This is a genomic window from Mycolicibacterium neoaurum (genome assembly GCF_036946495.1).
GTDB lineage: Bacteria > Actinomycetota > Actinomycetes > Mycobacteriales > Mycobacteriaceae > Mycobacterium > Mycobacterium neoaurum_B.
The window spans coordinates 1,601,445-1,626,090 of record NZ_JAQIIX010000002.1 but is presented as its reverse complement, the minus strand read 5'-3'; the positions used below and the strand labels follow the sequence as shown (position 1 = coordinate 1,626,090).

Sequence of the window (24,646 nt, the reverse complement as noted above, 5' to 3'; positions counted from 1 at the left end):
TCGCCGCGGGCACGGTCGCAATACGCTCCGAAACGTGAATGCCCCTCGGCGTGACCGGCTGCGTGAGCTGCTCGACGCCGTCATCGATGCGCAGAACACCGATGTCGCCGGGATGGCGCGCAGCAGTTTCGCCTCGGAGTTCCATTTCTCCCGCGAGGTCAGTCGGCTCACCGGCGAGCCACCGGCCGCGTTACGCCGCCGCGTGATGCTCGAGCGTGCGGCCTGGCGGTTGCAACGCGGTGCAGGGGTGGCGGCGGTCGCGGTGGCGGAGGGCTGGTCCTCACCGGTTGTGTTCTCCCGTGCCTTCCGGCGGGCGTTCGGGGTGCCGCCATCGCAGGCCGATACCGTCGGGTTCCGGTTGCCGGCACCCAACGGGGTGCACTTCCACCCGCCGGAGTCGCTGTGGCTGGACTCTCCCGGCGATACCACTGCCCCCGATGTCTCGTTGCTGATGATCGCCCACGATATCGCCGATACGGCTGCACTCATCGGTCTCGCCGCTGGCCTCGCCGAAAAGCAATGGACGCAAGAGGTTTCACCCGGGCAGGTGGTTTTGGACTGGGATGGTCCGGAACCGAGCGTGGGTGCGGTGCTCGACGCGCTGGTATGGAACAAGGAGGTCTGGCTGGCCGCCATCGAGGGCCGCGATCAGCCGACCCGCGCCGGCCAGCGCAGCGCACGGGTGCTGGCCGCCGATCACGACGATATCGCAGCCCGCTGGACGGCAATGGTGCGCGAGTACGGGGAACAGGGCAGGCTGGGCGACACCGTCATCGACGCGCTGTGCGATCCGCCGGAGTCGTTTCAGCTGTACGGCATCATCGCCCACGTCCTGACCTACTCCGCGCACCGTCGGGAATTGGTGCGCGCCATGCTTTCCCGCCTCGGTGTCCAGGTGCACCGCGGTGACCCACTGGAATGGATGAGAGGTAACTGAGATGGCGTGCGTGTACTTCACAGCATCCAGCCTGGACGGGTTCGTCGTCGACGAGCGCGACAGCCTGGACTGGTTGGTGAACCGCGATTTCGATCCCTTGGGCCCGTTCGGTTACGACGCGTTCGCCGACGGGGTCGGCGCACTGGTGATGGGGTCGAGCACCTATGAATGGATAGTCGAGAACCAGCCGGGCGAGTGGCCGTATCGCCAGCCCAGCTGGGTGCTGACCAGCCGGGACGGCATCATCGCGCCCGGGCACCCGGTACGGACATTCGACGGCGATGTGACACAGCTGTATTCAGCGCTGGCCGAGGCAGCCGCCGACAAAGACCTCTGGGTGATGGGCGGTGGCCGGACCGCCGCGCAGTTCGTCACGGCCGGACTGGTCGACGAGTTGGTGGTCAGCTACGCGCCGTGCAGTCTCGGTGCCGGTGCGCGGCTGTTGCCGGTGCGCTCGGAATGGGAACTCGCCGAGCTGGACCGCAACGGGGAGTTCGTCTGCGCCCGCTGGCTCAGGCGGCCCGATCCGTCCGCGGTGGCCGGCTGAGCGGATTACGGCGGCGCATCGTTGGCCGCGGAACGCCGAGCTTCCCGGTGAATCGACGACCTGCCACGTTGAGCTCGATCAGCAACATCGGTGCGCCTCCTTTCTGTGAGGTCCAGCTTAGGCAAAGTAACGTCGGCGCATGTCGTGGCTATTTCGCGTATCGGCAGGTGATCGGTGAACAACTGATGAATATCCGCTCACCGTCGAACCTGACGGTTGGGCGGGACCGCGGGCCGCCGCCGGTTTATCCTCACCGGATGGGGCACTACCTTTCCAATGTTCGCGATGTCGAGTTCAACCTGTTCGAGGCGCTCGAACTCGACAAGGTCTTGGCGACCGGCGAGTTCGGCGACCTCGATGGCGCATCGGTACGGGAGATGCTGGCCGAGGCTGCGCGCTTGTGCGAGGGTCCGATGGCCGAGGCGTTCGCCGAAACCGACCGTCAGCCACCGACTTTCGATCCCAAGATGCACACCGTGAGCTATCCGGAACCGTTCAAGGCGGCTCTGCAGGCCTGGCAGGACGGCGAGTGGTTCCGGGTCGGGCTGCATGAGGCCGTCGGCGGGATGCCCGCACCGGCCGCGTTGACCTGGGCGATCGCCGAGTTCGCCCTCGGTGCGCAGCCCGCCGCCTACATCTGCCATTCCGGGCCGGTGCTGTCCGACATCGTCTACAGCCTGGGTAACGAGCAGCAGAAGCACTGGGCGACGCTGATGGCCGAGCGCAACTGGGGCGGCACCATGGTGTTGACCGAACCGGATGCCGGTTCCGATGTCGGAGCGGGCCGCACCAAGGCGACCCAGCAGCCCGATGGGAGCTGGCATCTCGACGGTGTCAAGCGATTCATCACCAACGGCGACACCGGCGATATCTACGAGAACATCGTGCACGCGGTGCTGGCGCGACCGGAAGGTGCAGGTCCTGGCACCAAGGGCCTTTCGCTGTTCTTCGTCCCGAAGTTCCTCTTCGATCCGCAGACCGGTGAGATCGGGGAACGCAACGGCGTGTACGTGACAGGCCTGGAACACAAGATGGGCCTCAAGGCGTCGGCGACCTGCGAGCTGACCTTCGGCCAACACGGCCGCCCGGCCGTCGGATGGTTGGTCGGCGATGAGCACAGCGGGATCGCGCAGATGTTCAAGATCATCGAATATGCGCGGATGATGGTGGGCACCAAGGCGATCGCAACGTTGTCCACCGGTTATCTGAATGCGTTGGAGTACGCCAAGACTCGTGTCCAGGGCGCCGATCTGACGCAGATGACCGACAAGACCGCGCCACGGGTGACGATCCTGCACCATCCCGATGTGCGGCGGTCGCTGTTGACGCAGAAGGCCTATGCCGAGGGACTGCGGGCGCTGTATCTGTACACCGCGGCCCATCACGACCCGGTGGTCGCCGAGATCGTCTCCGGCGCGGATCCCGAGATGGCGGCCCGGATCAACGATCTGCTGTTGCCGATCGTCAAGGGTTTCGGCTCGGAGACTGCCTATCGCTACCTGACCGATTCGCTGCAGACCTTCGGCGGATCGGGTTATCTGCAGGACTATCCGATCGAGCAGTACATTCGCGACGCGAAGATCGACTCGCTGTACGAGGGCACCACCGCCATCCAGGCGCAGGACTTCTTCTTCCGCAAGATCGCCCGCGACCAGGGTGCGGCGCTGACCCATCTGCTGGGACAGGTGCAGTCTTTCCTGGATCGCGAGGACGCCCGCCCGGAACTGGCCGACGGGCGGGCGGCGTTGGCCACCGCGGTAGGGGATGCGCAGGCGATGGTGGGCGCGCTCATCGGGTATCTGGTTGCCTCCCAACAGGAACCGCGCGAGCTCTATCGGGTGGGCTTGGGGTCGGTGCCGTTCCTGATGGCCATCGGTGATCTGCTGATCGGTTGGCTGTTGTTGGAGCATGCCGAAATCGCCGTCACGGCGCTGGAGTCGGCTTCGGACAAGGACCGGGCGTTCTACAAGGGCAAGATCGGGGCCGCGGAGTTCTTCGCCAGGCATATCCTGCCGCGGTTGAGTTCGGATCGCGCCGTCATCGAGTCGGTGCGACTGGACACCATGGAGTTGCCCGAAGAGGCGTTCTAGAACCCCCCCTGCCACCGAGGGCTATCCGGGCGAGGATGACCTGATTGCAGCGAGAGCGACGAATTGGCAGCTTTCACCACCGGATCGGCAGCCACTTCGTCACTCTCGGGCGGGCATCAGGGTGCGAGGAGCCCCGGAGGAGTGGACTTGCATCTGCCGAGAAGACACTTCTACCCCCAAAACCGTGCGGAATTGGGGGTAGAAGGGTCTGCTCGCGAAAGGAAGCGGCTACTCCGGGGTGTACCCGAACGGCAGCAGCACGCTCTTGGACTCGCAGTAGCCGGCGATGCCCTCCGGACCGCACTCGCGTCCGACACCGGAGTTCTTGTAGCCGCCGAACGGGGCTCCGGCGTCGAAGGCGTACATGTTGATTCCGTAGGTGCCGGTGCGGATCTGCTTGGCGATCTCGACGGCCTTGGCGTAGTCGGTGGTGTACACCGATCCGGCCAGCCCGTACACCGAGTCGTTGGCGATGCGCACCGCGTCGGCCTCGTCCTCGTAGGGGATCACCACGAGCACCGGCCCGAAGATCTCCTCCTGGGCGATCGTCATCGAGTTGTCGACATCGGCGAACACGGTGGGCTGGACGAACCATCCGGAGTCCAGGCCCTCGGGGCGGCCGCCGCCGGTGACCAGACGGGCGCCCTCGTCGAGACCCTTCTTGATGTATCCCTCGACGCGCTCACGCTGCTTCTCCGAGATCAGCGGGCCCACCATGGAGGCCGGGTCGTCCGGCTGGCCGGCCTGCATGCCCGCCGCCGCGGCGGCGACCTTCTCGACGACCTCGTCATAACGCGAGCGCGGGGCAAGGATGCGGGTCTGGCCCACACACGCCTGCCCGGAGTTCATCAGCCCGGAGAAGATCAGCATGGGCAGTGTCGAGTCCAGGTCGGCATCTTCGAGGATGATCGCCGCGGACTTGCCGCCCAACTCCAGCGTGCACGGCTTGAGCTTCTCGGCGGCGATCTTGCCGATCTCCTTACCGACGGCGCTGGAGCCGGTGAAGGTGTACTTGTCCAGTGCCGGATTGTCGGTCAGCGCCCGACCCGTTTCCGGGCCGCCCGGCACCACCGAGAGCACGCCCTCGGGCAGCCCGGCCTCGGCGAACACCTCGGCCATCAGGTTGGTGGTCAGCGGCGTCTCGGCGGCGGGCTTGAGCACGATGGTGCAACCGGCCAACAGAGCCGGGCCCAGCTTGTTGGCGGCCAGGAAGAACGGCACGTTCCAGGCGACGACCGCGCCGACGACCCCGACGGGCTCCTTGAGCACCAGCGTCTGGCCGTACAACCCGTCGCGGATCTCCTGCCAGGAGAACTTGTCGGCACCGGATGCATAGAACTGCAGCGTGGACATCGCCGCGCCGAACTGCATCATGTCCACGATGGTCGGCGGCTGACCGGTCTCCAGCTTGAGCAGGTGCTTGAACTCCTCGGCGCGCGCCTCGATCAGCTCCACCGCCTTGGCCAGCACGGCCTCGCGCTCCTTGGGCGACATCCGGGGCCACGGGCCCTCATCGAACGCCTTGCGCGCGGCCTCGCAGGCGGCATCCACATCCGCCTTCGCCGCCATCGGCACCTGGCCGACCTTCTGCTCGGTGGCGGGCGAGTAGACCTCGATGACCTCGGCGGTCGACGGTTCGACCCATTGGCCTCCGATGAACAGCTTGTCCCACGTTGTCTTGAACGCCGTCTGTGTCATACGCGTCACACTACCCAGAAAACGCGAAAACGAGAACCTGTTGCAGTCAGGGCTGCAGCACCAGCACCAGATTGCTCACGGTGAACTCCCGAAACCCTGGTACCTGGGTCATCCACCACGCCCATCGCGGGTGGTAGCGGGGAAATGTGGCCACCAGCGCGCCCGTCGAGCGGCCCCAGCGCAGCCCGTCGGCCGCCGAGACCGCGAACAACGACGATCCGTAGTCGTTTTTCGGCCGATGTCCGTGCCTGCGGGCGTACCGGTCGGCGGCGCGCGCTCCGCCCATGTAGTGCGTCAGACCCATCTCGTGCCCGCCGAACGGCCCCAACCACACCGTGTAGGACAGCACCACCAGCCCTCCGGGTCTGGTGACGCGCAGCATCTCGTTGCCGAGCAGCCATGGTTGCGCGACATGCTCGGCGACGTTGGACGACAGGCAGATGTCGACGCTGTCGTCGGCGAAGGGCAGCGCGGTGCCGGAGGCCCGCACGAAGGTTCCCGAGCCGCCCGGCATCCCGGCCGGCCCGGCATGCATCTCCGAAGGGTCCGGTTCGACCCCGACGTACGCCATGCCGGCTGCGGCGAACGCCGAGGCGAAATAGCCGGGGCCGCCGCCCACGTCGACGACCGTGCGGCCGGCGGCCGGCGAGGCGGTCAGGCCCGTCCACAGGTCGGCGACCATCTCCACCGTGTCATCGGCCAGTGCGCCGTAGAAACGCGCCGGGTCGGATTGCTCGAACCGAAACGAGCTCAGCAGCCCGACGGAGCGCCGCAGGGTGGCCCGACGGGCGAAATGGGAGGTGGGCCGCACCACGCCACCCTAGGTGTTCGGCTCGCTCAGGGGCCTGGCGACCGGCTTTCCACAGGATCGACCGCCGGCGTGCGCAGGCTAGGCTGGCCGGGTTATGACTTCCGGCCCGGCAAACGCTCCCGTGCAGCGCGTCCTGCTGCTGTGCTGGCGCGATACCGGCCATCCGCAGGGCGGCGGCAGCGAGGCCTACCTGCAGCGCATCGGCAGCCAGCTGGCCGCAGACGGTATCGAGGTCACTCTGCGTACGGCGCGCTACCCCGGGGCGGCGCGCCGCGACGTGATCGACGGCGTCAGCGTCAGCCGCGGCGGAGGTCCCTATTCGGTGTACGTGTGGGCCGGGCTGTCGATGGTCGCCGCCAGAATCGGTCTAGGACCGTTGCGCCGGACCCGCCCCGATGTGGTCATCGACACCCAGAACGGTATTCCGTTCCTGGCCAGGCTGGCCTACGGGAAACGTTCGGTGCTGCTGGTGCACCACTGTCACCGGGAGCAGTGGCCGGTCGCCGGTGAGCGGACCGGTCGATTCGGGTGGTTCGTCGAATCGCGGCTGTCACCGCGGCTGCATCGACGCAATCAGTACGTGACGGTATCGCTGCCCTCGGCGCGCGAACTCACCGAGCTCGGTGTCACGCCGGATCGAATCGCCGTGGTGCGCAACGGACTCGACGAGGCGCCGGCGGACACCCTCAGCGCGCCGCGATCGGTGACACCGCGGGTCGCGGTGCTGTCGCGGCTGGTGCCGCACAAGCAGATCGAGGATGCCCTCGACGCCGTCGCCGCGCTGCGCACCGATATCCCGGAGCTGCACCTGGACATCGTCGGTGGCGGTTGGTGGAAGCAGCGATTGGTCGAGCACGCCGCCGCGCTCGGCATCACCGACCACGTCACCTTCCACGGGCATATCGATGATGCCGCCAAACATGCTGTGGTGCAGCAGTGTTGGGTGCATCTGATGCCCTCGCGCAAAGAGGGCTGGGGGTTGGCGGTCATCGAAGCCGCCCAGCACGGGGTGCCGACCATCGGCTACCGCGCATCGGGTGGGCTCACCGACTCGATCGTCGACGGGGTGACCGGGCTGTTGGTCGACGGTCCCGACGAATTGGCCGACGGCCTGCGACGGCTACTGACCGACCGGGTGCTGCGTGAGGAACTCGGGGCCAAGGCGCGGATCCGCAGCGCGGAGTTCTCCTGGGCGCTCAGCGCCGACTCCATGCGCACGGTGCTCCAGGAGGTCGCCTGCGGCCGCCGCGTCAGCGGCGTCGTCTGAGCACTGCGGCCACCCCGGCACCGAACAAGGTCGTCAACCACACCAGGTGCGCACCGATCAGCAGACCGCGCCCGTCGGCGGGCGGTGTAGCGCCTCCCACCTCGTACAGGGTCAGATCTGCATCGCGGTAGACCACCGGCAGGTCCAGCGGGGTGCCCAGACCCTCGGCGACCACCCAGCCCACGCCGGCGTCGGCAAGCTCTCGCTGTGGCGCCCCGTCGAGCAACATCTGGGTGACCGCGCGTCCGTGCGCCCCCTCCCCGGGGATGATCTGGCCGCCGATCAGCAGATCACCACTGACCAGGACATCGGCGGACACCCAGCGCGGCAAGGGATCCAACACCGGCGCGGGGCCCGCCCAGTCGAACTGCCGCATACTGTCCGGGGGTAGCACCGCCACCGGCCGGGGATCGGCATTGATCAGTGCGGCCACCGCGGGCCACGCCTGCGGATAGTGCACCGCGCGCAGCTGACCGCCGACCCCCCAGGCGAGATCCGGCAGCACCGCGAGCAGGGCCACCCCGCACACCACGGCAACCGACCGGCCGAGCCGCGCCACACCCGCGGCCGCCAGCACGTAGCCGGGCAACGCCAACGCCACCCACTTCTGCCCGTCGCGCAGCACGCCGAGGCCGGGCAGCTGACCGGACGCCCAGGCCAGCGCCGCCTGTCCGGGGCCGGTGGCCAACGCCGCGGGCACCAGCACGGCCACCGCCGCCAGCACCAGCAGTGGGCGGGCGACCGGCGATGCCGCCGCCGCCGGCGCGCCGACCGCGACCACAGCCACCAGGACCAACGTCGCGACAACCGCGAAAACTGTTGTCCGCGAATCGGGTACCGCCTGGGCATTCCAGATCCCGGCCAGCCCGGCCAGGCTGCCGAGGGTGCCGAGCCCCGGCTCGGCGCGGGCGGCGAACGCGTCAACCCCGGCCCCCGCCGTCGAGCTCAACGACGCCGAGACCACCGTGGCCACCAGCCACGGCAGGGCGGTCGCCACGGTCGCGGCCAGCGCCGCGGCGGCCGTGCCCCAGCGGCGGGCGCACACCAAGGCCGTCACCGCGGCCAGCAGCACCCCGGTGGGGGTCAGGCCGGCGAGCGCAATCCAGAACGCCAGCGCCCAGCGTCGGTGCGCCAGCGTGGCGGCCGCCACCCAGGGCAGGCAGCCATATCCGACCAGCAGGCTCCAGTGACCCTGCAGGAGACGCTCGGCGACATACGGATTCCAGATCGCGAGCGTTGCCGCCACGAGCCTGCCGCCGATTGCGATATCGGGCAGAACCTGGGCGACCAGGCGCGCCGATCCCCAGCCGGCGAGCGTCAACCCGAGGACAAGCAGCACCTTGACGACGATTCCGCCGTCCAGCACATGCGAGGCCAACGCGATTGCGAAATCCTGCGGCAGGGCCCGCGGCGCGGCATCGGTGAGGCCGAGGGCGGCATCGGTCAGATATGACCGAGGTGTCGAGACGGCATCACGCAGCAACAGATATCCGGGACCCAACAGGGGACCGGTGACGACCAGACTGAGCGCCAGCGAGTAGACCGGCGCAACCCACCGGCGGTGACGGGCGAAGTGGGGTGCGGTGTCCGAAATGTCCGGAGTGTCCGCGTCAGACCGGTCGGTCCGGCGGCAGGTCGGTAGGCCGCCGGGTCGGGATCTTCTCGGTCTGCGCTTCGGCCGCGGGCATGGGCCCGGACTCGTCATCGCGGCGGCCGAAGAACCCGCGGTCCGAGCCGTCCAGGCCCGGGTCGATCAGGGTCGACTCGGCGCGCAGCGCGAACGAGCCGAGCAACGCCCCGCCCACCAAGGTCACCAGGCCGAGCGCGGTGAAGGTGATCGGCAGGATCCGGGTCCACAGCGCCAGGTGATCGGCCTCATCGCGGGCGGCCGCGACCTGTGATTCGACGGTCTTCTCGGTGGAGGTCACGTCGAACTCGGCGAAGGTCACCTCGGGGCGCAGCGCGTCACGCGAGTAGTAGTGGAAGCCGTGATCTTCGGCGCGGACGATCGTGCCGGTGATCGGGTCCACCCAGAAGGTCCTCTTGGCCGCGTAGTAGCGGTTCATCGTGATCGGGTCTTCGGGATTCTCGGCCTCGACACCCCACAGCGATGCCCGCGCGGTCACCTCGGAGTCCTCGTCGTTGTCGTAGAGCGAGGAGTACTTCAGCGGGTCGGCGAGCTTGCCGTCGGCGTCATAGCCGATGTTCTGGGTGAACCGGTAGGTGGTCAGCCCGTTGACATCTTCTTCGCCGTCGTAGTTGGCGTCGAAGGCCTTCTGCGCAATCGGATCGAAGTAGGGGTAGGTCTTCTTCTCGGTGCCGAACGGGAAGCGGTAGGACAACCCCTCGTGCGGCAGCGCGATGTTGGTGGGCGGCGCATCGTCTTCGATGGTGCGCGGCTTCTGCACCGCACCACCCGGGTTGGTGTCGCTGGACACCGCTTCGGCGGTGGTGCGATCCAGCGTCACGGTGTCGACCATCGCCAGCAGCAGACCCTTGTCCTGCTGCTGATCGGTGCGGCGCAGCGAGCTACCGACCTGCAGGGTCACGACATCGGCGTTGGCCGGCGCCTCGACCGACAGCTGCTGCTGCAGCGCGACCGGCACGTCCTGGTTGATCACGAAACGTTCCGGTGAGGACAGCGACGCCGGATCCAGCGCCGTGGCGGTGCCCTCGCTGACGAGGTCGGCGTCCAGATTCAGCGGAATCTTGGCAATCTTGCCGTGGGTGTAGGTGGACAGCAGCAATGCCGCTATGAGAAGGGCAGCGCCCAGCCCAAGAAGTCCACATGCGGCAAAGCGCAGGGCCACTGCTCGGTTCAACCCAAGCTCCCTTCGGTCACGGACGACCCTAACAGCACAGGGTAAGCGCGATGTTCATGACGACCTTCACGGATGCCCGTTGGGCGGTGCCGTTCACCGGTGCCGTTGTGAGGTCGGCGCCAGATCGCGGCACACTGACAGCATGACTGCCCCGCGAGGCTCGGCGATCGAGGGTGATCGCGCACCGGCCGGCCGTCCGTCGACCTCCGGTGGCACCCGCAGCTTCCTGCCCGCTGTCGAGGGCATGCGAGCCTGCGCGGCCATCGGCGTCGTCATCACCCACGTCGCGTTCCAGACCGGGCACACCGGCGGGGTGTCGGGTCGTCTGCTCGGCCGCTTCGATCTGGCCGTCGCCGTGTTCTTCGCGCTGTCGGGTTTCCTGCTGTGGCGCGGGCACGCCGCCGCGGCCCGAGGGCTGCGTCACTGTCCGCCGACGGGGCACTATCTGCGCTCCCGGTTGGTGCGCATCATGCCGGGCTATCTGGTGGCCGTCATCGTCATCCTCACCCTGATGCCGGACACGAACGCCAACCCGACGGTATGGCTGGCGAACCTGACGCTCACCCAGATCTACGTCCCGCTGACACTCACCTCGGGCTTGACCCAGATGTGGAGCCTTGCGGTGGAGGTGAGCTTCTATCTGGCCCTGCCGTTCCTGGCAATGCTGGCCCGGCGGCTTCCGGTGTCTGCGCGCATCCCGGCGGTGCTCGCGGTCGCCGCCGCCAGTCTCGCGTGGGGGTTCATCCCGTTCGATCCGCCCTATGGTGTCAATCCCCTGAACTGGCCGCCGGCGTTCTTCTCCTGGTTCGCAGCCGGCATCGTGCTGGCCGAACTCTCGGTGAGCCCGGTGGGCCGGGTGCATCGGGTGGCGCGGCGGCCCCTGCTCATGACGGGTATCGCCGCGGTGGCATTCGTCGTGGCTGCCTCCCCGCTGGCCGGGCCCGAGGGCCTCACGCCGGGGACCGTCGGCCAGTTCGTAGTGAAGATCAGCATGGGGGCGATCGTGGCCGGTGCGCTGCTGGCTCCGCTGGTGCTCGATGCGCCCGACACCCAACACCGGATCATGGGCAGCCCGGTGATGGTGACCCTGGGCCGGTGGTCCTACGGCCTGTTCGTCTGGCACCTGGCCGCCTTGGCGATGGTGTTCCCGATCATGGGGTATTTCCCGTTCAACGGGCACATGCCGGTGGTGCTGGTGCTGACGCTGATCTTCGGTTTCGCCATCGCCGCGGTCAGCTATGCGCTGGTGGAGTCACCGTGCCGGGAGGCGTTGCGACGGTGGGAGAACCGGCATCATCGGGCCGCGCCGCTGGACAGCGCGGTATCCGATGCGGGCGGTCAGTAACCGCCGCCGTGGTCGAAGATCCGGCGCGGATTGTCGACCAGCATGGTGTGTAGCTGATCGTCGGTGACACCGCGCTGCTTCAGTGCCGGAATCACGTCATTGTGGATATGTAGGTAGTGCCAGTTCGGTAGTAGTGCCGACACGGTGTCCTCGGGCAGCGCGTCGAAATAGCACGACGCGTCATGGGACAGCACCATCTTCTCGGCGTGCCCGCGTTCACACATCTGCGCGACGGTGTCGACCCGCTGTTCGAACGGCAGGATTGAGTCCACGCCGAACCGGTCCATACCCAGGTAGGAGCCGTCGGCGATGAGCTCCTCCAAATAGGCCAGATCGGTGGTGTCCCCGGAGTGCCCGATGATCACCCGGCTCAGGTCCACACCCTCCTCGGCGAAGATGCGCTGCTGCTCCAGACCCCGCCGGGTGCCGGCGTGGGTGTGTGTCGAGATCGGGACACCGGTCTCGCGGTGGGCCGCGGCAACGGCCCGCAGCACCCTTTCCACGCCGGGGGTCACGCCCGGCTCGTCGGTCGCGCACTTGAGGATCGCCGCCTTCACGCCGGTATCGGCGATCCCGGTGGTGATATCGCCGACGAACATCTCGGTCATGATCTCGGGTCCGTCGAGCATCGTGCCGGGTCCCTGGAAGTGAAAACGGAACGGCACGTCGTTGTAGGTGTACAGACCGGTGGCGACGACGATGTTGATCTCGGTGGCGGCCGCGATGCGGGCGATCCTGGGGATATAGCGTCCCAGGCCGATGACGGTGAGGTCGACGACGGTGTCCACACCGCGCGCCTTGAGTTCGTTGAGTCGAGCGATCGCATCCTGCTCGCGCCGGGCCTCATCACCCCAGGCCTGCGGGTAATTCTCGGTGATCTCGGTGGTCATGATGAACACGTGCTCGTGCATGAGCGTCACGCCGAGCTGGGAGGTTTCGACGGGCCCGCGTGCGGTATTCAGCTTGGACACCTCGCCGATGCTAGGAGGCTGGCGCGATGCCCGGGCCCGATCACGCGTATCGACATCTACCTGGTACCAGGGGTACCGTTTTGCCAATGGAGCTGTTGGACACCGATACCCCGGACAGCGGTCAGATTGCTCTCCACGCGCGTGCCGTGCAGTTCGATCTGAGCGCTGTGCCCGCGCAGTGCGTCTATGACGACCCCTACGCCAGTCACCTCTACAACGGGTTGAGCCTGCTGCTGCCCGCCGGTGAGGAATGGTTCATCGAGCTGCTCACGGAAGCGTTGCCGCAGATCCACGACGAGAAGCTGCGCGAGGATGTCATCGGCTTCATGGGGCAGGAGGCGATGCACGCCACCGCCCACTCCGGCATCTACGAGTACCTGGAGCGCCACGGTATCGACCCGACTCCGGTGATCGATCGCGCCAACTGGGTCTTCGGCAGCCTGCTGGGGCCGCGCGCGGCCAAGGGCGCCAAGGCACACAACTACATGGTCGAACGGCTGGCCGTGATGGCCGCCTTGGAGCACATCTTCTCCTTCCTCGGCGACTGGGTGCTCAATGCCGAGCGCCTCAATGCCGAGACCGCCGACCCGACGATCGTCGACCTGTTGCGCTGGCACGGCGCCGAGGAAGTGGAGCACCGCATGGTGTCCCATGACGTGCTGCGCTACTTCGATCACAACTACGCCCGCCGGGCCTGGGCGCAGGTCGTCGCCGGACCGATGCTGCTGTATTTGTTGTGGCAGGCCACCCGCTACCTGATGCGGGTCGACCCGAACCTGAAGATGTCGGCGCGCAAGCGCAAGGCGATCTGGCGCGGATTGATCCGATCCGGGCGACGCGGTGTCGCACCGTCGGTCATGCACACCACCTGGCGTGGGCTGCAGTACTTCTCGCCGCGGTACCACCCCGGTGATGTCGGCGACACCGCACAGGCGGTGGCTTATCTGGCCTCTTCGCCCGCCGCGCGCGCCGCAGTCAAGTGAAGCGCACCGCTCCGCCGCTGGGTTCGCCGATCGATGACAGGGCGACCAATCTCGTGGTCACCCTGCTCGACCGTTTCTGGCTGAACCGAGTCGTCAAGGCCGATTACGCCGATGAGCGTGCCGACCGCACACCGCACGATCCGATGACGCTGCAATTGCACGGGCGGGAGATCGTCGCCCATGACAAAGACGTTGTGGCGCTGACCTTTTCCGCACCGGACGGTGGCGATCTGCCGGGTTGGCAACCCGGCAGCCATCTCGACCTCCATCTGCCGTCGGGTCGCCGCAGGCAGTACTCGCTGTGCGGGGACCCGCAGGATCGGGATCGATACCGTATCGCCGTGCGCAAGATCCCCGGCGGTGGCGGGGGATCGCTGGAGATGCACGATCTGCGTATCGGTGACACGGTCACGGTCCGTGGTCCGCGTAACGGCTTCCCGTTCATCCCCTACGAGCGGGCGCTCTACATCGCCGGCGGTATCGGTATCACGCCGATACTGCCGATGGTGCGTGCGGCCCAACGGCTGGGCACCGACTGGCATTTCGTGTACTGCGGTCGTAACGCCGATACGATTCCGTTCCTCGACGAGATATGGCAATGGGATCCGCAGCGGGTGACCGTCCGCCTGGACGAGGAACATGGCATTCCTACGCCGGCGGACCTGCTGGGGCGCGCCGCGCCCGGTGGTGCGGTCTACGTGTGTGGCCCGCCGCCCATGATCGAGGCGGTGCGCGGCAACTTCGACCGATCCCCGGCCTCGGCACTGCATTTCGAACGGTTCAGCGCGCCACCGGTCACCGATGGCACCGCGTTCGAGATCGAGATCGCCAGCACCGGTGAGGTCGCCACCGTTGCCGCCGACGAGTCGCTGCTCGACGCGCTCATGCGGGTACGGCCCGATGTCGCGTACTCCTGCAGGCAAGGATTCTGTGGGACCTGCCGAGTCGGGATTCTGTCGGGAACACCGGAGCACCGCGATACGCGGCTCACCAACGCCGAGCGGGCGAATTCGATGCTGGCCTGCGTATCTCGTTCGGCGGACGGGCGCCTGGTCCTCGATCTCTGAGAAGGTCGGCTCACCCGGTGCAGGTCTTGACGTAGGTCGTCATCCCGTTACGTCGCGTCCCGGCCCTCGGCCGAATGTCACCGTGGATGCGGCCAACGCCGCCACCGAGATCAGCGCTAGTAGCTGTACACCGGCGGAATGGCCGATGTACCCGTCCACCGAGCGCCAGGGATTGCGCGACAGCACCGCCCCCGCCGCAATCAGGCCACCGGCGGTGAAACCGACGGTCACCTTCTCGGCCAGTTCGGTCCGCCGGGCGAGCAGATGGCGAACCCCGATCGCCGCGGCGAACACGACCGCACCGGCGACACCACTGATCAGCGTGCCCACCGCGACCGCGGCCGCGGCCAGGATCGCCGGACGGGGTTGCCAGGTCGAAACGGGCTGGGCGGCAACCAGTCGCCGGCTCGGCAACAGGGCCAGTAGCGCCAATATCGGCAACAGGGCCAACCCGCCGAACAGCCCGACCCGGTAGGTCAGGTTCGACGGGAAGGTCATGGTCACCGTGCCCTGGGTGCCCGCCGGGACGATCCACCCCTGTTGCCATCCGTTGACGGTGATCGCACGCAGCGCCGTCCCGTCCTCGGTGTGAGCGACCCAGCCGGGATTGCGGCTCTCGGGGACGACAATCACCCGGTCGCGGTCCGCAGCCTGCAGTCGCACCTCGCGATGGCCAGCGGTCCAGGCGCTGATGTCGGCCGGAACCACCTGCGCGGGACGCACTTCGGCGGCACGGGGGGTGCTCAGTACGATGCCGTCCACCACGAACGTCTCACCGGCGCTGATCACCAGTTCCTGCTGCCCCTTGGGCAATGAGATGGAACCGGTTCGACATGGTGTGGCGGCTATGGGGTCATCGTCCAACAGCGCGCCGACGGTGGTGCGTACCGAGGTCTGGACGAACTGCCCGGCCACGCCGATGATCGGTCCGCGCCCGCACGGAACCTCGATGGGACGGTCGCGGTCGGCCGAATCGGCCGCGGCAATGGGTCGGCCCGCCGCATCGCGCACCTGCACCTCGGCCAGCCCCGGTGGCTTGAGCTGATCGAATCCCAGTGCCGTGCGGTCGATGACATCGCGCCAGTCCAGTATCGACAGCGTCACGGTGTCGGTCACCGTGGGTGTGAGGTCGATGGTCTGGGGTCCGTCACCGGTCAGCCGGCGCAGTTGGGGTCCGGCACCGAGGTCGACCGCGACCAGGGTGGGATGGGCAGGCACATCGGCCCGACTCGGGGTGAGGGTCAGTGCCGCGACCTCGGTACGACGGGGCAGCGATACGGTCAGGGTCGCCGGTTTGCGCAGTGCGACACCGTTCTGGGGCGCGGTCCAGGACGTGCGCGGATCACCGTCGGTGGCGGCGTAGGCGGAGCCGAGAACATCGATCAGATCGGATTCGCCTGAGGCCCTCGCGGTTCCGGGCTGGTGGATGAGATCGGCCAACCGCGGCCCCTGCCGGGCCCGCACCCACACCGTGGGGGTGGCTTCGGTGTCGGTCGGAATGGTCAAGGTACGGCTGAGATTGACCGGTTCCTCGGGTGACAGGCCCATGGTCGCGGCACAATGCACCGCCTCCGGGCCGTCCGCGCAGCCGGGCCTGCCCAGCAGCTCCGAGCCCAGATCCCATTGGGCCACCGCGGCTCCCGGGGGCGGACCGGGCACATCGAGGGTTCGTCGAATCGGTATCTGATGTGCGAAACCCGATGCGTCGTATTGGGTGACGGTCAGGTCGGTGATGCCGAACTGGACACCGGGCGAGCCATCGTCGGTGCCGACGGCGGTGATCCGCACCCAGGGTGTCTCACCGAACGGCAGAGCGGCGGCAAGCGGTTTGCCCGGCTGATCGAAGCGCAGGGTGGTGCTGCCGTTGACGGTGGACACCTCGATGCGGCGCACCTGCGCGCCGACGGCCGTCGCGCTGGGGGTGATCGTGATCGCGGCATTGGTGACCGGATTGTCGAAATCGATCTGCATCCATTGGCCCACCGCACTCTGCAGGGAACTGGACACCCAGCTGGTCGAGGAATCCGCGTCGATGGCCGCAGCCGGGCCCGCGGCGGGCGAGACATCGGGCAGCGCAGTGGAATCCGCAGCGGAGCTGGAGACGCTGAGCCGAGCGCCCTCCCAGCGGGCGTACAGCGGGTCGGTGCCGGCGGGGTAATCCATCACCCGGTTGAAGGTGTGCCGCAGATCGCCTTCCGCGCGCATCTCCGAGGAGTGGTTGTCCACCCGCCCGTAGTCGGTCTCGCGGGCCACCGGGGTATCGGTGACGGTGACCAGCGGGGTGGACAGGCCCGCGCGTTGGGCGTCGGCGGTCAGCAGCATCGGCCCGAGCGGCGGCAGGCCGGCCAGCCGCCGCCGTTCGGCAATGCGCAGCAGTGCTTCCGGGCCACCGTCGATACGGGCGAGCGCGTCGGCATCGGTCAGATACGGACCTGGGCGGGCGTCGTCGACGCGGTAGATCTCGACCGCCGGATAGCGCGGGCGCAAACCGCTGTCGCTGACGAACCCGTCCAGGGTGCCGGGGCCGACCGGATCACCGAACTCGGCGACCCTGCTCAGTCCGGGAGAGTTGTCCATCACCCGATGTACCAGCAGTGGACGGGCCGAGCGCGAGGTCTCCGGGTCGAGGTCGTTGCGGACCACCACGAACGAGATGTTCTGCTGGGCAAGGATATCGGCCAGGCCCGCGGACGGTCTTCCGGCCGCGAAGAGCCGCTGTACCGAATCGAGGGCACGGATGGTCTCCGGTGGCGTGAGGGGTATGGAATCGCGCACTCCCCAGGGACTGTGGCCGAGCACCTGCAGCGGCTCGTCGTGACTGTTACCCCACACCTGGGTGGCGAACGGAGCGCCGGGCGCCACCAGGACCCGTCCCCCGTCGGTGTTGTGCTCGTCGAGCCATGCCGCGGTGTCGTGCCAGTGCGCCGGGATCGCCTCGAAGCTTCCCGGCGGGGTGAGCCTGCCGGTCCAGGCCAGCGAGGTCCCCGCCGCCAGCGCGGTCAGGATCACGATGCCCACCGCGACTCGTCGATCGCGTTCCGGGTGGGCGAGGGCGCCGATCCAGGTACGACGGGACACACTGCCCGGCAGCGGGATCCGGCCGAGCAGGTGCGCGAGGCCGAGGGCGATCGGCAACCGCAGCAGTGGCTCGAGCTTGTGCACGTTGCGCAGCGGCGTGCCGTCGGCATCGAGGAACGATTGGACTCCGGCGGCGATCGGTGATCCGAGCCCACCGGAATAGCCGACCGCCAATGCGGTGACACCGACGAAGAGGATGAGGATCAGCCGACCGCGGGAGGGCATGTTGCGCATCGCGAGCCCCGCCAGCCCGGCGGCCGCGACCAGCGTGGTGGCGAGCACCGCGACCGATCCGGTCACCAGTGGCGAACCGGCCGTTGCCGTCGGCGCGACGAACGGTGTCCAACTGTCGGTGCCGCGCAGCATCTCGGTCAGCGACAGCCACCGCGTTGTCACCCCCGAGGATTCGATGTAGTCCAGGAAGGGTGGGCTGATCCGACCCAGCAGCACCAGCGCGACCGCCCACCAGGTGACCGCGAGGAGGGTGCAACCCAGCCACCACCCGGTGAATCGCCACCAGTGTCGGTTGGGTTTGTGCGCAGCCCACCAGATGATGGCGGCCAGGCACCCGGTGAGCGTCGCCACGGCGTTGACCGCGCCCATCAGCGCGACGGCAGCTGCCGAGCGGGCCGCCAGCAATCGGACCCGCGGATCGCCGCGCAGCACGTAGATCACCGGCAGCAGCACCCACGGAGCCAACATCATGGGCAGCGTCTCGGAGGAGATCGCACCGAGCGTCGTCAGCACCCGGGGGGAGAGGGCGAATGCGCCCGCAGCGATGACGCGTGCGGTGGTCGTGCCGATACCGAGCGCCTCCGCGACCCGCAGCAGACCCCAGAAGCCGACCGTCAGCAGCAGTGCCCACCACAGGCGCTGGGTGACCCAGCCTGGGACGCCGAGGACGTCACCGGCCAGGAAGAACGCACCGTGCGGGAACAGGTAGCCGTAGGCCTGGTTCTGCGCCTGCCCGAACGGCAGTTCGCTGTTCCACAGATCGCCCGCCCGGGCCAGGAAGCGCAGCGGATTGGCGGTGAGATCGAGTTTGGTATCCGGCGCGATGCGTCCGGGGGCTTGGAGGAAGGTCAGAACCAGGAAGAACGTTCCGACCAGCCAAAGCCACCGCCGCGATACTGCTGTGTCGGCGAGGGGCGCGCCCGGGCTAGGCCCGGTCGCCGTATTCAACGCGGTTGAGCACCGACGACGCCGGATCCCCGGACTGCACGGGGGGCTTGGTGTCCTGCTGGACCATCAGGGTCACGCCGAAGATGGCGGCCGCGCCGAGGAGAAGGCCGACCACCAGGCTGGCGGCGGCGGGCACGACGAACCGATCCATGCGGCCAACCTAGCACGCCGCGACGCGCGGTCGAGTGCTGCCCGAACCGGCGTCCCGGCGGCCCGGGCCCCCGGATTGCGGCACCGCGTTACTGTGGGGACCCATGTCGACGTCACGCACCCTGGGTGCCCTGACCGCATTGTCCGCACTGCTGATGGCCTGCGCGCCGGCCGCAACGGAGGACACCGCCACGGCACCCGAGCCCCAGAGCAGCGCCGCGACACCGACCAACGCCTCGCTGGACCGGCCGCTGCCTGCCGCTCCTGGCCCGCAGGTGTGCGGTGATATCACCTCGCTGTCCACCCGCGACAAGTTGGCCCAGCTGTTGATGGTGGGCGTCAGCAACGCCGCCGATGCGCAGTCCGCGGTGACCGATCACAAGGTCGGCGGGATCATGATCGGCAGCTGGACCGACAAGTCCATGCTGGGTGCGCCGCTGGCACAGATCGCGGCATCGGCGACGGCCCTGCCGCTCGGGGTGAGCGTCGACGAGGAGGGCGGCCGGGTTTCGCGGTTGTCCGGGCTGATCGGCAGCCAGCCCCCGGCCCGAGTGCTCGCCGAGACCAAGACTCCCGACGAGGTGTACGGCATCGCGCTGGAACGCGGCCGGGCCATGCGTGGACTGGGCATCACCGTCGATTTCGCGCCCGTGGTCGATATGACGCAGGAGAGCGCCGCGATCGGCGATCGGTCGTTCGGTGACGATCCCGAGACGGTGACCCAGTACGCCGGCGCCTACGCCCGCGGTCTGCGCGATGCCGGCGTGCTGCCGGTGCTCAAGCATTTCCCCGGGCATGGCCGCGCGGCGGGCGATTCCCACACCGGTGCGGTGTCGACCCCGCCACTGGCCGAACTGCAGACCAGCGATCTGGTGCCCTACCGCACGTTGGTCAACCAGCCGCCGGTGGCGGTGATGGTGGGTCACATGCAGGTGCCCGGACTGACCGGCAGTGAGCAGGCCAGCCTCAGCCCCGCGGCCTATGGCCTGCTGCGCAACGAATTCGGGTTCGGCGGCGTGGTGTTCACCGACGACCTGTCGAGCATGGCGGCGATCAACCAGCAATACGGCGTCGCCGAGGCGGTGCTGAAATCGCTGCAGGCGGGTGCGGATATCGCCCTGTGGATCACCACCGCCGAGGTTCCCGCAGTGCTGGACCGCCTCGAGCAGGCCGTCGCCTCGGGTGAGCTGTCGCAGGCGAAGGTGGACGATTCGTTGCGGCGGGTGGCGGCGTCCAAGGGCCCCAATCCCAACTGCTAGGCCCGTTCGGCCGTAATCTGTTCCGATGGCCGGAGGAACGAAGCGCTTGCCGCGCGCGGTGCGCGAGCAGCAGATGCTCGACGCCGCGGTGCAGATGTTCTCCATCAACGGCTATCACGAGACGTCGATGGATGCCATCGCGGCCGAGGCGCAGATCTCCAAGCCGATGCTCTATCTCTACTACGGGTCCAAAGAGGACCTGTTCGGGGCATGCCTGGACCGCGAGCTGAACCGTTTCGTCGACGAGGTGCGCGGCAAGATCGACTTCACGCTGAGCCCAAAAGACATGTTGAGCAACGCCGTTCGAGCTTTCCTCGGCTATATCGACGCCCACCGCGCGTCCTGGATCGTGTTGTACAGCCAGGCCACCAGCTCGCAGGCTTTCGCCCACACCGTGCGTGAGGGGCGCGAGCGGATCATCGATCTGGTCGGCAGGTTGCTGCAATCGGGGACGCGCAATCCGGAACCGGATGCCGACTTCAACATGATGGCGGTGGCGCTGGTGGGCGCCGGTGAGGCGATCGCCGACCGGGTCAGCTCCGGGGATGCCGATGTGGCCGAGGCGACCGAGCTGATGATCAATCTGTTCTGGCGCGGTCTGAAGGGCAGGCCGACCCCCGGCTGATGCCGAATCTGAAGACGATGGCGCGAATTCGATGCTTTCGCGTGATCGTCCTCAGATTCGGCGCCGCCGGTTCAGAGCGCGGTGACCGTCGCGGTCAGGTGCGGGTACCCCTTGGACAGGTGTCGCAAGGCCAGCTCCCAGCCGCCGTCGACGCTCTCGACATACAACCCGGCTTTCGCGGGCAGCAGCACCGGCTTGCCGAACCGCACCGAATACGTCACCGCATCGGGTAGCTGACCCTCGATGTTCGCCAGTACCGCAGCGGCACTGAACATCCCGTGTGCGATGGCGGTCGGGAAACCGAACAGCTTGGCGCCCACCGTGCTGGTGTGGATCGGGTTGTGGTCACCACCGATGGCCGCGTAGGAGCGGATCTGCCCGGCAGAGATGCTCAGCACCGCGTTGGGCGGCGGCAGTTTCGGCTGCTTGGGCGGCTCGGGGCGCGGCTCGTCGGACAGGCTGGTGCGCTGCTGGTGCAGGAAGGTCGTGGTCTGCCGCCACGCCAGGTCGTAGCCCACCTTGATCTCGGTGATGATGTCCACCAGCAGACCCTTGCGGTGCTCACGCAGGTTCTCCGAGTGCACCCGGACGTCCAGGGTGTCGCTGACCGAGATCGGCCGGTACTGCGTGATGTGGTTCTCGGTGTGCACCGAACCCATTGCCGCGAACGGGAAATCGAACCCCGTAGCGAGCGACATGACACTCGGGAAGGTGAGAGCGAACGGGTACGTCAACGGCACCGTATCGCCGAAGCGCAATCCGGTCACCCCGGCGTAGGCGGCCACATTGGCCGGATCGATGCGCAGCTCCGGCACGTGCACCGTGCGGTCGGGCAGACCACCCGCGCGCGGGACGAACGGCAGCGCCCCGGCGACCGCACGGGCCATGTTCAACAGACCGCTGGGCTGGGACATCGTCAGTACCTCCCACTCTTCGCGCAGGCGCTCATCGGTGCTCTCGGTTCTTCGCGCAAGCGCTCATCGGTGCTCTCGGTTCTTCGCGCAAGCGCTCATCACGCTCCCAGCAGGGCCTGGCCGCAGACCCGGATCGTGTTGCCGGTGACGGCATTCGAGGCCGGGCTGGCGAAATAGGCGATCGCCTCGGCGACATCCACCGGCTGGCCGCCCTGGAACAGCGAGTTCAACCGCCGACCGACCTCGCGGGTGGCCAGCGGGATCGCCTCGGTCATCTTGGTCTCGATGAACCCCGGGGCGACGGCGTTGATGGTGATGCCCTTGTCGGCCAGGCTCGGCGCCAACGCGTCGACGATGCCGATCATGCCGGCCTTGGTCGTCGCGTAGTTGGTCTGGCCACGGTTGCCCGCGATACCGGCCATGGAGGACAACCCGATGACCCGACCGCCGTCGGCGAGCGCACCGGCGGCCACCAGGCCTTCAGTGAGGGTCAGCGGGGCAACGAGATTCACCGCTATCACCGAATCCCAGCGGGAGTCGTCCATGTTGGCCAGCAGCTTGTCGCGGGTGATGCCGGCGTTGTTCACCAGTACGTCGAGCGTGCCCCCGTGGTGGTCCTTGAGGTGGGCGACGATCTGGTCGACCGCATCGGCGGCGGTGACGTCGAGTGCCAGCGCTGTGCCGCCCACCTTCTCGGCGGTCTGCTTGAGCGCATCCTCGGCCGAGGGCACGTCGACGGCCACCACGGCGGCACCGTCGCGGGCGAACACCTCGGCGATGGTCGCACCGATCCCGCGGGCGGCGCCGGTCACCACGGCGACCTTGCCGGCCAAGGGCTTGTCCCAGTCGGCGGGAGCGGTCGAGTCGGCGGCACCCACCCGGAACACCTGGCCGTCCACATAGGCGGACTTGCCGGAGAGGATGAAGCGCATGGTCGATTCCAGACCGCCCACACCGGAGGCGGCGTCGGCGGCCAGGTACACCAGCGACACGGTGGCGCCGCGCTGCAGCTCCTTGCCCAGCGACCGGGTGAACCCTTCCAGTGCGCGCTGCACGATCTGCTCGTGCGGGGTCGCCGTCTCGGTCGGCGTGGTGCCGATCACGACAACCCGCCCCGAGGCGCCGAGGTTGCGCAGTACCGGGGTGAAGAACTCGTAGAGCTCCTTGAGCCCGGACGGCTCACTGATGCCGGTCGCGTCGAACACCAGTCCGCCGAACTTGTCGGCCCAGCGACCGCCGATGTTGTTGGAGACGACGTCGTAGTCGTCGGCCAGCGCCGCACGCAGGGGCTCGACGACGCGTCCGGACCCTCCGATGAGCAGCGAGCCGTTCAGCGGCGGCTGTCCAGGACGGTAGCGACGCAGCTCTTCGGGCTGCGGGACGCCGAGTTGCTTGGCCAGGAACGATCCGGGCCCGGAATTGACCACTTGGGAGAACAGGTCGGATGCCATGGGTACTAACTTACTCCAGAGTAAGAACTGTGGGTAACATTGGGATATGGCTAACACGAATTCTCGCCGCGTCGCCGTGCTCGGCGGAAACCGGATCCCCTTCGTTCGTTCCGACGGCGCCTATGCGAACGCCTCGAACCAAGACATGTTCACCGCCGTCCTGGACGGGCTCGCCGACCGCTTCAACCTCAAGGGGGAGAAGCTCGACGCCGTCATCGGCGGCGCAGTGCTCAAGCACAGCCGCGATTTCAACCTGATGCGTGAAAGCGTGCTGGGCAGCTCCCTGTCGCCCTACACGCCGGCCTTCGACCTGCAGCAGGCGTGTGGCACCGGCCTGCAGTCCGCGATCGCAGCGGCCGATGGCATCGCCATGGGTCGCTACGAGGTCGCCGCGGCCGGTGGCGTGGACACCACCTCCGATGCGCCCATCGCGTTCGGCGACGACCTGCGCGGAGTGCTGTTGAGCCTGCGCCGCGCAAAGTCGACCGCCGACCGCCTGAAGCTCGTCGGCAAGCTCCCTGCCGCGCTGGGTGTCGAGATCCCCACCAACGGCGAGCCCCGTACCGGACTGTCGATGGGTGAGCACGCGGCCATCACCGCCAAGCAGATGGGCATCAAGCGCGTCGACCAGGACGAGCTGGCAGCCGCCAGTCACCGGAACATGGCCGCGGCGTACGACCGTGGGTTCTTCGATGATCTGGTGACCCCGTTCCTGGGGGTCTACCGGGACAACAACCTGCGCCCCGATTCGTCGGCCGAGAAGCTGGCCAAGCTCAAGCCCGTCTTCGGCGTCCGCAACGGCGACGCCACCATGACGGCCGGTAACTCCACCCCGCTGACCGACGGTGCGTCGGTGGCGCTGCTGTCTTCGGAGGAGTGGGCCGCGGCGCACGACATCCCGGTGCTGGCCTACTTCGTCGACGGGGAAACCGCCGCCGTGGATTACGTCAACGGCTCCGACGGGCTGCTGATGGCACCGACCTACGCCGTGCCGCGGCTGCTCGCACGGAACGGCCTCACCCTGCAAGATTTCGACTTCTACGAGATCCACGAGGCCTTCGCGTCGGTGGTGCTGGCGACCCTGGCCGCCTGGGAGTCCGACGACTACTGCAAGAACCGGCTCGGGTTGGACAAGGCGTTGGGCAGCATCGACCGCGCCAAGCTCAACGTCAACGGTTCTTCGCTGGCGGCGGGGCACCCGTTCGCGGCGACCGGTGGGCGCATCGTCGCTCAGATGGCCAAGCAGCTCAAGCAGAGGAAAGAAGAAAACGGGGGAGCGACCGGACAGCCGGTGCGCGGCCTGATCTCGGTCTGTGCCGCCGGTGGACAGGGCGTGACGGCCATCCTGGAGGCCTGAGACCGTACCTGGCACCTCGGCGGAAATACCGGACGAACTGGTCTTTTCCATCGTTCGGCGAGCCGGGAAAAGTTTTTCGGAAAAAACTTCTC

At 67.9% G+C, this 24,646-nt stretch carries 19 protein-coding genes; 10 read left to right on the top strand and 9 right to left on the bottom strand.

Features of this window, described 5'->3' with window-relative positions:
• Window positions 1-34: 34 nt before the first annotated feature.
• The 3 genes from PGN27_RS13180 (at window position 35) to PGN27_RS13170 (ending at window position 3,574) form a co-directional block, all read left to right on the top strand.
• Window positions 35-937, top strand: coding sequence for a helix-turn-helix domain-containing protein (locus PGN27_RS13180; RefSeq protein ID WP_335326508.1), 903 nt, complete (start codon window positions 35-37; stop codon window positions 935-937).
• A gap of 1 nt (window position 938) precedes the next feature.
• Window positions 939-1,484, top strand: coding sequence for a dihydrofolate reductase family protein (locus PGN27_RS13175; RefSeq protein WP_335326507.1), 546 nt, complete (start codon window positions 939-941; stop codon window positions 1,482-1,484).
• A 257-nt stretch (window positions 1,485-1,741) separates the two neighbouring features.
• Window positions 1,742-3,574 (top strand): acyl-CoA dehydrogenase, encoded by a 1,833-nt coding sequence (locus PGN27_RS13170; protein WP_335326506.1) that lies wholly within the window; start codon window positions 1,742-1,744, stop codon window positions 3,572-3,574.
• Window positions 3,575-3,802: 228 nt separating this feature from the next.
• Here the strand turns inward: PGN27_RS13170 and PGN27_RS13165 are convergent, their stop codons facing one another.
• A complete protein-coding gene (locus PGN27_RS13165) occupies window positions 3,803-5,272 on the bottom strand; it encodes an aldehyde dehydrogenase (protein ID WP_335326505.1) in 1,470 nt (489 codons plus the stop codon).
• A 46-nt stretch (window positions 5,273-5,318) separates the two neighbouring features.
• Window positions 5,319-6,083: a class I SAM-dependent methyltransferase gene (locus PGN27_RS13160; protein WP_335326504.1), complete on the bottom strand. Its 765-nt coding sequence runs from the start codon at window positions 6,081-6,083 to the stop codon at window positions 5,319-5,321.
• Window positions 6,084-6,177: 94 nt separating this feature from the next.
• Here PGN27_RS13160 and PGN27_RS13155 point away from each other — a divergent pair, with 94 nt between their 5' ends.
• Window positions 6,178-7,350 carry a glycosyltransferase family 4 protein gene (locus tag PGN27_RS13155; RefSeq protein ID WP_335326503.1) on the top strand — a complete coding sequence of 391 codons (1,173 nt, stop codon included), beginning with the start codon at window positions 6,178-6,180 and terminating at the stop codon, window positions 7,348-7,350.
• Here PGN27_RS13155 and PGN27_RS13150 read toward each other — a convergent pair.
• Together PGN27_RS13150 and pgfA are read right to left on the bottom strand one after the other, a co-directional pair.
• Complete coding sequence (locus PGN27_RS13150) at window positions 7,334-8,851, bottom strand: MmpA family trehalose lipid delivery protein (protein ID WP_335326502.1); 1,518 nt, start codon at window positions 8,849-8,851, stop codon at window positions 7,334-7,336. The genes PGN27_RS13155 and PGN27_RS13150 overlap by 17 nt on opposite strands.
• Window positions 8,852-8,960: 109 nt before the next feature.
• Window positions 8,961-10,172, bottom strand: a complete 1,212-nt coding sequence (gene pgfA / locus PGN27_RS13145) for a cell envelope lipid trafficking protein PgfA (RefSeq protein ID WP_030136818.1) — start codon at window positions 10,170-10,172, stop codon at window positions 8,961-8,963.
• A 142-nt stretch (window positions 10,173-10,314) separates the two neighbouring features.
• On the opposite strand from pgfA, the gene PGN27_RS13140 reads away from it, so the two are divergent.
• Window positions 10,315-11,517: an acyltransferase family protein gene (locus tag PGN27_RS13140; protein WP_418888596.1), complete on the top strand. Its 1,203-nt coding sequence runs from the start codon at window positions 10,315-10,317 to the stop codon at window positions 11,515-11,517.
• Here the strand turns inward: PGN27_RS13140 and PGN27_RS13135 are convergent.
• Complete coding sequence (locus tag PGN27_RS13135) at window positions 11,511-12,488, bottom strand: phosphotriesterase family protein (RefSeq protein WP_335326501.1); 978 nt, start codon at window positions 12,486-12,488, stop codon at window positions 11,511-11,513. The genes PGN27_RS13140 and PGN27_RS13135 overlap by 7 nt on opposite strands.
• Before the next feature lie 86 nt (window positions 12,489-12,574).
• Here PGN27_RS13135 and PGN27_RS13130 point away from each other — a divergent pair, with 86 nt between their 5' ends.
• Entirely contained in the window at window positions 12,575-13,471 is an 897-nt protein-coding gene (locus PGN27_RS13130) for a metal-dependent hydrolase (RefSeq protein ID WP_335326500.1), read from the top strand.
• On the top strand, window positions 13,468-14,538 hold the full coding sequence (locus PGN27_RS13125; RefSeq protein WP_335326499.1) for a PDR/VanB family oxidoreductase: 1,071 nt from the start codon (window positions 13,468-13,470) through the stop codon (window positions 14,536-14,538). Before PGN27_RS13130 ends, PGN27_RS13125 begins: the two co-directional genes overlap by 4 nt.
• 39 nt (window positions 14,539-14,577) lie before the next feature.
• Here the strand turns inward: PGN27_RS13125 and PGN27_RS13120 are convergent, their stop codons facing one another.
• Complete coding sequence (locus PGN27_RS13120) at window positions 14,578-18,798, bottom strand: alpha-(1->3)-arabinofuranosyltransferase domain-containing protein (protein WP_335326498.1); 4,221 nt, start codon at window positions 18,796-18,798, stop codon at window positions 14,578-14,580.
• Complete coding sequence (locus PGN27_RS13115; RefSeq protein ID WP_019511741.1) at window positions 18,776-18,949, bottom strand: DUF2613 domain-containing protein; 174 nt, start codon at window positions 18,947-18,949, stop codon at window positions 18,776-18,778. Before PGN27_RS13115 ends, PGN27_RS13120 begins: the two co-directional genes overlap by 23 nt.
• A 103-nt stretch (window positions 18,950-19,052) precedes the next feature.
• Here PGN27_RS13115 and PGN27_RS13110 point away from each other — a divergent pair, with 103 nt between their 5' ends.
• Together PGN27_RS13110 and PGN27_RS13105 are read left to right on the top strand one after the other, a co-directional pair.
• Window positions 19,053-20,207, top strand: coding sequence for a glycoside hydrolase family 3 N-terminal domain-containing protein (locus PGN27_RS13110; RefSeq protein WP_335326497.1), 1,155 nt, complete (start codon window positions 19,053-19,055; stop codon window positions 20,205-20,207).
• Window positions 20,208-20,232: 25 nt separating this feature from the next.
• Entirely contained in the window at window positions 20,233-20,832 is a 600-nt protein-coding gene (locus tag PGN27_RS13105) for a TetR/AcrR family transcriptional regulator (protein WP_023985149.1), read from the top strand.
• Window positions 20,833-20,903: 71 nt separating this feature from the next.
• On the opposite strand, the gene PGN27_RS13100 is transcribed toward PGN27_RS13105, so the two are convergent.
• Together PGN27_RS13100 and PGN27_RS13095 are read right to left on the bottom strand one after the other, a co-directional pair.
• Window positions 20,904-21,746 (bottom strand): MaoC/PaaZ C-terminal domain-containing protein, encoded by an 843-nt coding sequence (locus PGN27_RS13100; protein ID WP_335326496.1) that lies wholly within the window; start codon window positions 21,744-21,746, stop codon window positions 20,904-20,906.
• Window positions 21,747-21,844: 98 nt separating this feature from the next.
• Window positions 21,845-23,197, bottom strand: coding sequence for a 3-oxoacyl-ACP reductase (locus PGN27_RS13095; protein WP_335326495.1), 1,353 nt, complete (start codon window positions 23,195-23,197; stop codon window positions 21,845-21,847).
• Window positions 23,198-23,243: 46 nt separating this feature from the next.
• Here PGN27_RS13095 and PGN27_RS13090 point away from each other — a divergent pair, with 46 nt between their 5' ends.
• Window positions 23,244-24,554 (top strand): acetyl-CoA C-acetyltransferase, encoded by a 1,311-nt coding sequence (locus PGN27_RS13090; RefSeq protein ID WP_335326494.1) that lies wholly within the window; start codon window positions 23,244-23,246, stop codon window positions 24,552-24,554.
• Window positions 24,555-24,646: the final 92 nt, after the last annotated feature.

Coding starts and splice junctions, on each gene's coding strand:
- PGN27_RS13110 (WP_335326497.1), top strand. CDS start 19,053: ATGTCGACGTCACGCACCCTGGGTGCCCTGACCGCATTGTCCGCACTG.
- PGN27_RS13155 (WP_335326503.1), top strand. CDS start 6,178: ATGACTTCCGGCCCGGCAAACGCTCCCGTGCAGCGCGTCCTGCTGCTG.
- PGN27_RS13130 (WP_335326500.1), top strand. CDS start 12,575: ATGGAGCTGTTGGACACCGATACCCCGGACAGCGGTCAGATTGCTCTC.
- PGN27_RS13115 (WP_019511741.1), bottom strand. CDS start 18,949: ATGGATCGGTTCGTCGTGCCCGCCGCCGCCAGCCTGGTGGTCGGCCTT.
- PGN27_RS13175 (WP_335326507.1), top strand. CDS start 939: ATGGCGTGCGTGTACTTCACAGCATCCAGCCTGGACGGGTTCGTCGTC.
- PGN27_RS13090 (WP_335326494.1), top strand. CDS start 23,244: ATGGCTAACACGAATTCTCGCCGCGTCGCCGTGCTCGGCGGAAACCGG.
- PGN27_RS13095 (WP_335326495.1), bottom strand. CDS start 23,197: ATGGCATCCGACCTGTTCTCCCAAGTGGTCAATTCCGGGCCCGGATCG.
- PGN27_RS13100 (WP_335326496.1), bottom strand. CDS start 21,746: ATGTCCCAGCCCAGCGGTCTGTTGAACATGGCCCGTGCGGTCGCCGGG.
- PGN27_RS13105 (WP_023985149.1), top strand. CDS start 20,233: ATGGCCGGAGGAACGAAGCGCTTGCCGCGCGCGGTGCGCGAGCAGCAG.
- PGN27_RS13170 (WP_335326506.1), top strand. CDS start 1,742: ATGGGGCACTACCTTTCCAATGTTCGCGATGTCGAGTTCAACCTGTTC.
- PGN27_RS13165 (WP_335326505.1), bottom strand. CDS start 5,272: ATGACACAGACGGCGTTCAAGACAACGTGGGACAAGCTGTTCATCGGA.
- PGN27_RS13140 (WP_418888596.1), top strand. CDS start 10,315: ATGACTGCCCCGCGAGGCTCGGCGATCGAGGGTGATCGCGCACCGGCC.